Annotated in this window: 7 protein-coding genes and 1 pseudogene; 3 read left to right on the plus strand and 5 right to left on the minus strand. The window is 72.6% G+C overall.

The genetic code is table 11. The features are described 5' to 3' along the window. Positions 1 to 128: 128 nt before the first annotated feature. On the minus strand, positions 129 to 1,292 hold the full coding sequence (locus AB0A94_RS34685; RefSeq protein WP_361750442.1) for an MFS transporter: 1,164 nt from the start codon (positions 1,290 to 1,292) through the stop codon (positions 129 to 131). Between the two features lie 251 nt (positions 1,293 to 1,543). Here AB0A94_RS34685 and AB0A94_RS34690 point away from each other — a divergent pair, with 251 nt between their 5' ends. Both AB0A94_RS34690 and AB0A94_RS34695 read left to right on the plus strand, forming a co-directional pair. Then, a complete protein-coding gene (locus AB0A94_RS34690) occupies positions 1,544 to 2,098 on the plus strand; it encodes a hypothetical protein (protein WP_361750444.1) in 555 nt (184 codons plus the stop codon). Positions 2,099 to 2,272: 174 nt separating this feature from the next. Further along, entirely contained in the window at positions 2,273 to 2,899 is a 627-nt protein-coding gene (locus AB0A94_RS34695; protein WP_361750446.1) for a class F sortase, read from the plus strand. A 57-nt stretch (positions 2,900 to 2,956) separates the two neighbouring features. On the opposite strand, the gene AB0A94_RS34700 is transcribed toward AB0A94_RS34695, so the two are convergent. The 3 genes from AB0A94_RS34700 to AB0A94_RS34710 all read right to left on the minus strand — a co-directional run bounded on the left by AB0A94_RS34700 (position 2,957) and on the right by AB0A94_RS34710 (position 7,009). Next, on the minus strand, positions 2,957 to 4,594 hold the full coding sequence (locus AB0A94_RS34700; RefSeq protein WP_361750448.1) for a cellulase family glycosylhydrolase: 1,638 nt from the start codon (positions 4,592 to 4,594) through the stop codon (positions 2,957 to 2,959). Between the two features lie 199 nt (positions 4,595 to 4,793). Beyond that, the gene (locus tag AB0A94_RS34705) at positions 4,794 to 5,873 is read right to left on the minus strand and encodes a GDSL-type esterase/lipase family protein (RefSeq protein WP_361750450.1); all 1,080 of its coding nucleotides are present in this window, start codon (positions 5,871 to 5,873) and stop codon (positions 4,794 to 4,796) included. 272 nt (positions 5,874 to 6,145) lie between these two features. Continuing rightward, complete coding sequence (locus AB0A94_RS34710) at positions 6,146 to 7,009, minus strand: leishmanolysin-related zinc metalloendopeptidase (RefSeq protein ID WP_361750452.1); 864 nt, start codon at positions 7,007 to 7,009, stop codon at positions 6,146 to 6,148. 312 nt (positions 7,010 to 7,321) lie between these two features. On the opposite strand from AB0A94_RS34710, the gene AB0A94_RS34715 reads away from it, so the two are divergent. Further along, positions 7,322 to 9,163 carry a peroxidase family protein gene (locus tag AB0A94_RS34715; protein ID WP_361750454.1) on the plus strand — a complete coding sequence of 614 codons (1,842 nt, stop codon included), beginning with the start codon at positions 7,322 to 7,324 and terminating at the stop codon, positions 9,161 to 9,163. A gap of 254 nt (positions 9,164 to 9,417) precedes the next feature. Here the strand turns inward: AB0A94_RS34715 and AB0A94_RS34720 are convergent. Next, positions 9,418 to 9,510, minus strand: a pseudogene (locus tag AB0A94_RS34720) (winged helix-turn-helix transcriptional regulator); the annotation flags it as partial. Between the last annotated feature and the right edge of the window lie 2 nt (positions 9,511 to 9,512).

Raw genomic sequence — 9,512 nt, forward strand, 5'->3', positions numbered from 1 at the left:
GAAGGGTGTTCGGATGATCGGCGTCCGCCGGTGGAGAACCGGTGGACGCCGATCCTCCGAGTACCCCGACACCGCGCGCCTGATCAGGCTCGGCCCGCCGCCACCCGGACGGCCGGGGCCGCGCGGAATCAGCCCGCGTCCACGTGCCGGGTTGCGAAGCCGATGACGGTGGCCACCGCCGCCAGTACGGCCACGCTGGTCAGCGCGGCCGGCAGACTGAACCAGTCCGCCATGAAGCCGATCGCGGGCGGGCCGAGGAGCATGCCGCCGTAGCCCAGGGTGGAGGCGGTGGCGACTCCGCCGGGGCCCGCGAGCGCGCCCGCCCGCTCGACGGCCACGGGGAACAGGTTCGCGAGCCCGAGGCCGGTGACCGCGTAACCGAGCAGAGCCGCCCACAGGGACGGCGCGAGCGCGCCGAGCAGCATGCCGGCCGCCGCGGTGGAGCCGCCCGCGAGGACGGTACGGGTCCGGCCCAGCCGCTCCAGCAGCGTCGTTCCGGAGAGCCGCCCGACCGTCATGGCGAGCGCGAAACAGGAGTACCCGACGGCCGCGGTACCCGGCGAGGCGCCGAGGTCCTCCTCCAGATGGAGCGCGCCCCAGTCGGCCAGCGCCCCTTCGCCGTACGCGGTGCACAGCGCGACGAGCCCGAAGACGATCACCAGCGCGCGGGTACGCCGGTCCGGCCGGCGCGGGGTGCCCTGCTCGGTCCGTCCCGCGCCGGCCGGGGTCAGTGGCTCGCACCGCATCAGGGCCCGTCCCGCGACGGCCGTCACGAGCAGTCCGACGACGGCGAGCCCCCACAGGTGCCGGGCCGGCGACAGCGAACCGGCGACCAGCGCGCCCAGCCCCGCGCCGATCATGCCGCCCAGGCTGAACGCCGCGTGGAAGCCGGGCATGAGGGGCCGCCCCAGCACGGCCACCAGATCGACGGCGGCGCTGTTGAAGGCGACGTTGATCCCGCCGTACGCCGCGCCGAACAGCAGCAGTACGGCGCCGAGCGCGAGGGCGGAACGGGTCAGCGGGGGCAGCCCGACGCTCAGGCAGAGCAGGACCGCGCAGACGACGGTGACGAGATGGCTGCCGTACCGGCGGCACAGGCGGCCGGTGAGCGTCATGGTGATCACGGCCCCGGCGGAGACGCCGAGCAGGGCGAGGCCGAGGGCGCTCGCGGAGGCGCCGGTCTGTTCCTTGATGGCGGGGATGCGCACCACCCAGCCGGCGAAGACGAAGCCGTCGAGGGCGAAGAAGGCGGTCAGGGCGAGACGGAGTCGGACGAGGTCGGTACCCGGCACCACACTGTGCGAACGGGTTTTGTTTATTGGCGGCACAAAATCAGGCTAGGCGGCGGCGCGGTCCGGGGCAAGAGAGGCCGGACAGGGGCGGACGCGGACGGCGTGCCGCCGGAAGGGTGGGGGTGTTAACCCGTGTGAACGTCCCGGATGGTGGGGTCGGGCGCCATGGCCGAGTGTGGATCATGCCGGAGCCCGGGACATCCGTGCTGACGAGGAGTCAGCTGCCCGGCCTCCTGTGGAAGGACTCTCAGATGCGCTCTGCCCGCATGCTGTTCGCCACCGCGACGGCCACGGCGGCCCTCGCCATCGCCGCGCCCGCAGCCTACGCCGACCAGTCGGGCGACGGGGGGCACGACAAGTCTTCCTCCAGCAAGGAGTACGAGAAGGAGAGCAAGGAGTACGACAAGGGCGGCAAGGAGCACGAGAAGGAGAGCAAGGAGTACGAGAAGGAGAGCAAGGAGTACGACAAGGGCGGTAAGTACGACGAGCACGACAAGCCGCACGGCGGCGTGCACACGGGCGGCGGGGCCCTGACCGCCGTGAACGAGGAGGACTGGGGCACCGCCAAGGACCCGAAGTACGACCCCGAGACGTACAAGGAGAAGGACGACTCGCACAGCGAGGAGTCCTACGGCGGCAAGCAGGACAAGGAGTGGAACAAGGAGAAGCCGCGCGGCGGGATGCACACCGGTGGCGGCGGGCTCGCCGAGCCCGGTGTCACCGCGGGTGGTCTGGCCGCACTGGCGGTCCTCGGCACCGGAACCTACGCGCTGCGCCGCAAGAAGGCCGCCGGGAGCGTGGCCTGAGCCGTGCCCGGCGCCATAACGGGGCCGTCGTGCGTGCCTCGCGCGTCATGACGGCCCCACTCGCTCGTCCGTGTGCCGTGTCCGAATGAGGTGGTCCCCCCGATGCCGGCCAGTCCCCTTTCCCCCCTCGAAACCGATCAGACGCCGCCGGCGCGGCGGAGGCTGCGCGCCGTCATGACGGCGGTCTTCTGGAGCGGAGCCGGCCTGGTGCTGGCCATGACGCTGATGGGCGGCGGGGAGGACCCTCCCGACGACGCCCACGGGCCGCGCGCGGCAGCCGCGGTCTCCGCCGCGCCGTCCGCTCCCGCCGTCGGCGAGCCCGCCCCCCGTGAACCGGCGGCCAGGCAGCTGCCGCGGTCCGAGCCGACCCGGCTGCTCATCCCCGCCATCGACGTCGACGCCCCCTTCACCGACCTCGCCATCGGCAGCAAGGGCCGGCTCGATCCGCCGCCGCCCCACCACACCAACCTGGTCGGCTGGTACGCCGAGGGGGTCTCCCCGGGCGAACGCGGTACGGCGATCATCGCCGGACACGTGGACACGGCGACGTCCCCGGCCGTGTTCGCACGGCTCAGCGAACTCGAGAAGGGCGACCGCTTCCGGGTGCTGCGCGCCGACGGCAGCAAGGCGACGTTCGTGGTGGACGAGACGGAGTCCTTCGAGAAGGACGACTTCCCCGACGAGCGCGTGTACGCCGACACCCCCGACGCCCAGGTGCGGCTCATCACCTGCGCCGGGCCCTACGACCATGCCGCCAAGGACTACACCGAGAACCTGGTGGTCTTCGCCCACCTCGTCTGAGCAGCCGGGACGGCAGGCCGCCCGGAAGGGGGAGGGTGCCTTCCGGGCAGCGGTCCGTCAGGCCACGGAGCAGTCCGCGCCGTTGAGGCTGAACGCCGTGGGGCCGGGGTTCGCGCCGCTCCGCGAGGCCGTGAAGCCGAGGCTGACCGAGCCCGAGGCGGGGATCGACGCGGTGTACGAGGCGGAGGTGACGCTGACCTCGGAACCGCTCTGCGTCGGCGTACCGCCCCACATGTGGGTGATGCGCTGGTCGGCGGGGAAGGTCCAGCGCAGCGTCCAGCCGTTCACCGCCGAGCCGCCCGTGTTGCGGACGGTGACCTCGCCCTGGAACCCGCCGGGCCACTCGCCCGTCACCCGGTAGCCGATCTCGCAGGCCCCCGCCGTGCCGCCGGAGGACGTGGTGACGGTCACCGTGGCGGAGCGCTGCGAGCGGTTGCCGGCGGCGTCCCGGGCGTAGACGGCGAAGGTGTAGGCCGTGGCCGGGGTGAGCCCGGTGACGGTGGCGGAGGTGCCGGCCGTCGTGGTGACGACGCTCTCCGCGCCGCCGCTGATCCGCACGACGTCGTAGCCCGTGACCCCGTTCGCGTCGGTGGCGGCGCCCCAGGTGAGGGTCGCGGACGAGGCCGTCACCGCCGAGGCGGCCGGGGTGCCGGGAGCGGTCGGGGCCGTGGTGTCGTCGCCCGGGCCGGAACCGTAGACCGCGGCCTCCTCGGAGGTGGCCGCGATGCCGTCGGCACCGTCGAAGAGCCGCTCACCCCAGCTGGTCAGCTGGTCCGGGTCGAAGTTCGTGACCATGTCGAGGTACTCGACGCCGCCGCCGTTGCCGCTCCAGGACCAGCCGAGGTAGCCGAGCCCGAGCTGCCGGGTGACGGCCAGGATGGTGTCCTCGTCGGGGTTGCCGTCGGAGTGGTTGTGGCCGAACTCGCCCACCACGATGGGGAGTCTCGCCGAGACGAAGCGGCCCAGATAGTCGCTGATCTCGGCGGCGGTGTCGAAGACGCCGTACATGTGGATGGAGAACACGGTGTTGGCGTCCGGGTCGGCGGCGAAGACCGAGGCGGCGTTGTCGCGCATGGTGAAGGCCCAGTCCTGGCCCCAGTTGGGGGCGTCGACCATCAGGGTGTGGTCGAAGCCGGCGGAGCGCAGCTTCTGGACGGCCGCCTTGGTGTCGGCCGTCCAGGCGGTGTAGTTGGTGTTGCCGTAGGGCTCGTTGCCGATGTTGACGATGACGTAGTCCTCCTGGCCGGCCAGGGCGCTCTGGACGCTGATCCAGTAGTCGGCGGCCCGGGAGAGGGTGGCCGCTCCGCTCTGCTCGCCGTAACCGGTGGTGTCGTGCACCTCCAGGACGCAGATCAGCCGGTTCTGCTTGCACTGCGCGACGACGTTCGCCACGTCGGAGGCGTCGTTGCGGGTCCAGCGGTCGCCGCTGGAGAGGACGACGCGCACGGTGTTGGCGCCCTTGGCCTTGATGTGCGCCAGTGAGCCGATCCGGTCGGCGTACCAGGTGTGCGCGTGGTTGACGCCGCGCATCACGAAGTCGTTCCCGGACGCCTCGAGGAGCCGGCCGTTCTCGACGCGGAAGCCGGTGGGCGCCGCGTGTGCCGGAGTGGTGGAGGCGAGGAGCGGGAGGAGGAGTCCCAGGAGGGCGGCGAGCAGGCCGACGGCTCGTGGGGAGGCGGGCGTACGGGGTCTCATGGCGGCTCCAGTGGGTGCGGTCGGCTGTGTCCTTGCTGTCCGTACTGTCCGTACTGTCCGTGCTGTGTGTCGGTGTGTCGGTGTGTGCCGTGTGTGAGGAGGGCGGCACGTCGGGGTGCGTGTGCCGTGCGTGGCGGGTGACCGTGCGTCGGGTCGCGCCCGTGCGTGACGAGGCGGTCCGCGCCGGATCGTCCGTGCGTCAGGAGGTGGCCGTGCAGCCGACGGTCGCCGCCGGGGCGGAGGAGGTCGCCGGGGTGATGGCGATGAGGCCGAAGGCGGCGCTCGCACCGGGGGCGAGGGCCCCGTTCCAGCTCGCGTTGGTGACGGTGGCCGTGCCGTCGGCGGCCGTGCCGAGGGTGCCGTTCCAGACCTGGCCGACACGGGCGCCGTCGGCCGGTGCGACCGTCACCGTCCAGCCCGTGACCGGGGCGGCGGAGGTGTTGCGTACCGTCACCTCGGCCTGGTAGCCGCCCTGCCAGGCGGAGACCGCGCGGAAGGACGCGGTGCAGGTGGCGCCGCCGGGCCCGCCCGGACCACCGGGGACGCCCGCCTCCAGCAGCGCGGCCAGGGCCGGGAACCAGCGCGCGGCGATCTTCCCGTTGCCGGCGTCGTTCGGATGGACGCCGTCGTAGGTGTCGGTGGCCGTGTCGAACCCCGTCCACTGGTCGACCACGGTCACCGGGGAGCGGTCGGTGCTCGTCGCCGCGGCCCACGCGGGGATCCGGGCGTTGAGGTCGGCCACGCGCTGGGCGCAGGCGGCGCAGGTACCGGGGTTCATGGGGATGATCTGGGCGACGAGGACCCGCATGTCCGGGTTGGACTCCCGCATCTGTCCCACGAGCTTGGTATAGGCGGCGAGGATGCGGTCGGGGGAGACGCTGCTCCAGACGTCGTTCGTGCCGAAGTGCATGACAACGATGTCCGGCAGCGTCGCCGCCAGCCGTGCGGGAAGCAGGTTCTGGTCCGCCACGTTGGTGACCAGTTCGCCGCCGTGCCCTTCGTTGTCCCCGTCGTGCGCCACGCCGCAGCCCTGCGCGGGCAGGGTGCCGACGAAGTCGACGTCCGTGTGCCCGGCGTCCAGCAGCCGGTTCCACAGCAGGGCCCGCCAGCAGCCGGGCGATCCGGTGATGGAGTCGCCCAGCGGCATGACGCGCACCGGGTCGGCCGCCGGCGCGGCTGCCGCGGCCGGGGTGGCGGTCACGCCCACGGGGAGGAGCAGGGCGGCCAGCAGGCCGAGGAGCGGAAGCGTGCGTAAATGCAGGAGGCGGATGTCGCGCATGGTTGTTCCCCTTCCCTGAAGGATGTGGGAGCGCTCCCATGCGGAACATCAAGCCACTGTTGTCATTCACGCGTCAAGAGGTCGGGCCGAGGCGGGTGGCACGAGGGGCCGAACTCCGCGTCACGGCTTTCTCCGTCACCGGACACCGCAAGGGGACTTTCTCCGTCACCGGACGCGGTGAGGACCGGGACGGGGCGGGGCGGCCGCGACAGCCGTACGACGGTGACTGTCGTGGCCCGGGTGGCTCCACGGCGACCGTCGCGGCCCGAGGGCTACGGTGTCCCGGCGGGGAGCCGGGTGGGTACCGCCGGCAGCATCATGCCGTCGCCCAGGGGCGCCGTGTGCGGGACGAGGGCGCCTTCCCGGGCGATCTGGAGCAGGTCCGGGAGCTCGTAGGGCTCGGCGCCCTCGAGGTCGACCTGGTAGCCCATGTCGCCGAGGCTCGCCGCGGTCATCCGGCTCAGCGGGTTGCTCGCGCCGGAGATGAACGGCGACATCAGTTCGGTGACGAAGACGGCCTCGCGCCAATGGCTGTCCTGGGTTCCGGGGCCGCCGAAGTTGGCGACCGGCACCGGGACCGGGTCCTCCTCGCCGAGGAGCGCGGCGAACTCCGCCATCGCGCCCGCACCCACGAAGGTGGGATTCCGGCTGCCGGCGCCCTTGAGGAGGCCGAAGTCGCTCCACAGGGTGCCGACGCACAGGACGTGTCCCATCTCGTGCGTGATGACGTCGACCAGCGTGCCGTCCGCTTCCATCACGGCGAGGTCGGCGGAGTCGAACCTCATCACGCCCTTCGCCGGCAGAAGCCGGCCGAACTGGGCGGACTCGTCGCGGAAGTCGGTGGGCCCGGCCATCCCCAGGATCTTCCCGGGACCGTCGATGTCCACGCCTTCGGCTTCGATCAGCAGGTCGTCGATGACGTCACCGCCGACGAGCGCGGTGTCCAGGTCCCCGACGACGACCCTGGCCCAGCGGTCGGCCGCCGCGGCGAAGGCGTCCTGCTGAGTGCGCGTCAGTCCGCCGAGGAAGCGGACCTCGATGGTGAACGGCGAGGTCGTGCGGGCGACTTCCCTGGCCCGCTCGAAACTGGCGACCGCTCGGTACGCAGGGAAGGTGTTCGTGGCGACGCTGCCCATCGCGCTCTCCTCGTGTCGGTCCCACGGCGAGTCACCCCCCTCCGTCCACACTAGGCCGATCGGGTGGGCGGCGCGCGCCGGCCGGTCACGCCGCCGTCCTCGACGTGCAGGTGAACGAGGCCCCTCCTAGCATGGATCGCGGGGCATGTCGGAGACTCCCCTTTCCCGGTCCCGCTCACCCGGCACCCCGGTCCCGGCCGTGAGCCGACCATCGCCGCCCCGGCCGCCGGCACGGTGTCCGCCGCCGGGACCTCCCGCGCCCACTGCCCCCTGGGCGGTGACGGAAGCGGCGGCGGAGCAAGGAGTACCGCGATGACCGAGCAGCGACGCGCCGGACGGCCTTCCACGGCCGGATACCGTACGTCCCTCTTCTGGCGGATCGTCACCGGCGGTGCCGAGTACGTCGACCGGCGCGTCGGCTGGGACCGGCTGCCCGTCCTGCCGGGTCTGCTGACTCTCCTGGGACTGCGTGTCAGGCTCCGGCAGGAGAACCTCCACGACACCGGCTCCCTGCCCTCGGTGAACCCGCCCGACGCCGGGCCGCCGTCCGGGAGCCACCGGGTCGACCGGACCGCCGACGGCAGTTACAACGACCTCGACGAGCCGCGCATGGGCATGGCGGGCACCCGTTTCGGCCGGAACATCCCCCTGGACAGGATCGGCCCGGCCACCCCCGAGGACGTGCTGTCCCGGCCGACCCCCCGCGAGGTCAGCCGCGCCCTGCTCACCCGCGACGCGTTGATCCCGGCCGAGTCGGTCAACTCGCTGGTCGCCGCCTGGCTCCAGTTCATGGTCCGTGACTGGTTCAGCCACGGGACGAGTCCCACGGAACGGCCCTGGGAAGTGCCGCTCACGGACGACGATCCCTGGCCGGAACGGCCCATGCGGATCATGCGGACGCCGGACGACCCGACCCGGGACCCGCGGGCACCCGCCGGGATGCCCGACACCCGCGTCAACGTCTCCTCCCACTGGTGGGACGCCTCACAGATCTACGGGACGGACGAGACCGCACAGCGGCTGACGCGCACCGGTGAGAGGGGCAGGATCCGCCTGTGGGACGACGAGCGGTCGCCGTCGCCCACGGACTCCTCCCGTGTGCCCGGGTTCTGGCTGGGACTCGCGATGATGCAGGACCTGTTCGCCCGGGAGCACAACGCGATCTGCGACCACCTGCACGACGCGTACCCGTCGTGGGCCGACGAGGAGCTGTTCCAGCGTGCCCGGCTGGTCAACGCGGCGCTCCTCGCCAAGATCCACACCGTGGAGTGGACGCCGGCGGTGATCAGCCACCCCACGACCGTCAAGGCGCTGCGGGCCAACTGGTGGGGCCTCGCGGGTGAACGCGTGCACGACCTGTTCGGCCGGATCAGCCGCAGCGAGGTCGTCAGCGGCATCCCCGGTGGCGCCCGCGACCACTACGGCGTCCCGTACTCCCTCACCGAGGAGTTCGTCGCCGTCTACCGGATGCACCCGCTCATCCGTGACGCGTGGCATCTGCGTTCCGTGACCGACGACCGGACCCTGCGGCACTGCAGCCTCCGCGACATCTCGGGGCCCGGCGCGCTGGAGGTGCTGCGGGCCACCGGGACGGCCGACCTGCTCTACAGCTTCGGCACGCTCCACCCGGGACTGGTCACCCTGCACAACTTCCCCAGGTTCCTGCAGGAGTTCGAGCGCCCGGACGGGCATCTGCAGGATCTCGCCGCCACGGACATCCTGCGCTCCCGCGAGCTGGGCGTCCCCCGGTACAACGAGTTCCGGCGGCTGCTGCGGCTGCGGCCCGCGGCGGGCTTCGCCGAGCTGACGGACGACCCGGTGTGGGCGGAGCAGATCGAGCGGCTCTACGACGGTGACATCGAGAAGGTCGACCTCGTGGTCGGGCTGTACGCGGAGAGGCTGCCGACCGGGTTCGCGTTCAGCGACACGGCGTTCCGCGTCTTCGTCCTGATGGCCTCGCGTCGGCTGAACAGCGACCGCTTCTTCACCGACTACTACACCCCCGAGGTGTATTCCAGGGCCGGCCTGGCCTGGATCGACGGCAACAGCATGATCACGGTGCTGCTGCGCCACCACCCGGAGCTGCGCCCGGCACTCGCGGGTCTGACGAACGCCTTCGTGCCGTGGCACACCCCCACGGGGGCGGGTGCCTGACACGGCGGACGGACGGGTTCCCGCGAGGAGGGGAACCCCGGCCCGCCGCGGCGGGCGGCGGGCGGCGGGCTGCGTGGCCGGGACGGCCGGCCCGCGGTGTGCCCGATGCCCACCGCGGCCGAGGCGCCGTCGCCGCCCGGAGCGGGCGCGGCAACGGCGCGGACGAGCCACCACCTTGCGTGACCGGCGGCGCGTGACCGGCGGCGCGCCGAGCGTCCCGGTACCCGAGCCCGCAGGGCGGCGACGCCGCCTGCGACCCCGGACAGCTTCCGGCGCAACTCGCCGAAGCGGTGCGGCCGTTCGCCCAGCTCCCAGAGGATGAGCACCTTCCACTTGCCGCCGATCACGT

It is taken from the genome of Streptomyces sp. NPDC044984 (genome assembly GCF_040646935.1).
Taxonomy (GTDB): domain Bacteria; phylum Actinomycetota; class Actinomycetes; order Streptomycetales; family Streptomycetaceae; genus Streptomyces.

Coding starts and splice junctions, on each gene's coding strand:
- AB0A94_RS34690 (WP_361750444.1), top strand. CDS start 1,544: ATGCGCTCTGCCCGCATGCTGTTCGCCACCGCGACGGCCACGGCGGCC.
- AB0A94_RS34695 (WP_361750446.1), top strand. CDS start 2,273: ATGACGGCGGTCTTCTGGAGCGGAGCCGGCCTGGTGCTGGCCATGACG.
- AB0A94_RS34700 (WP_361750448.1), bottom strand. CDS start 4,594: ATGAGACCCCGTACGCCCGCCTCCCCACGAGCCGTCGGCCTGCTCGCC.
- AB0A94_RS34705 (WP_361750450.1), bottom strand. CDS start 5,873: ATGCGCGACATCCGCCTCCTGCATTTACGCACGCTTCCGCTCCTCGGC.
- AB0A94_RS34710 (WP_361750452.1), bottom strand. CDS start 7,009: ATGGGCAGCGTCGCCACGAACACCTTCCCTGCGTACCGAGCGGTCGCC.
- AB0A94_RS34715 (WP_361750454.1), top strand. CDS start 7,322: ATGACCGAGCAGCGACGCGCCGGACGGCCTTCCACGGCCGGATACCGT.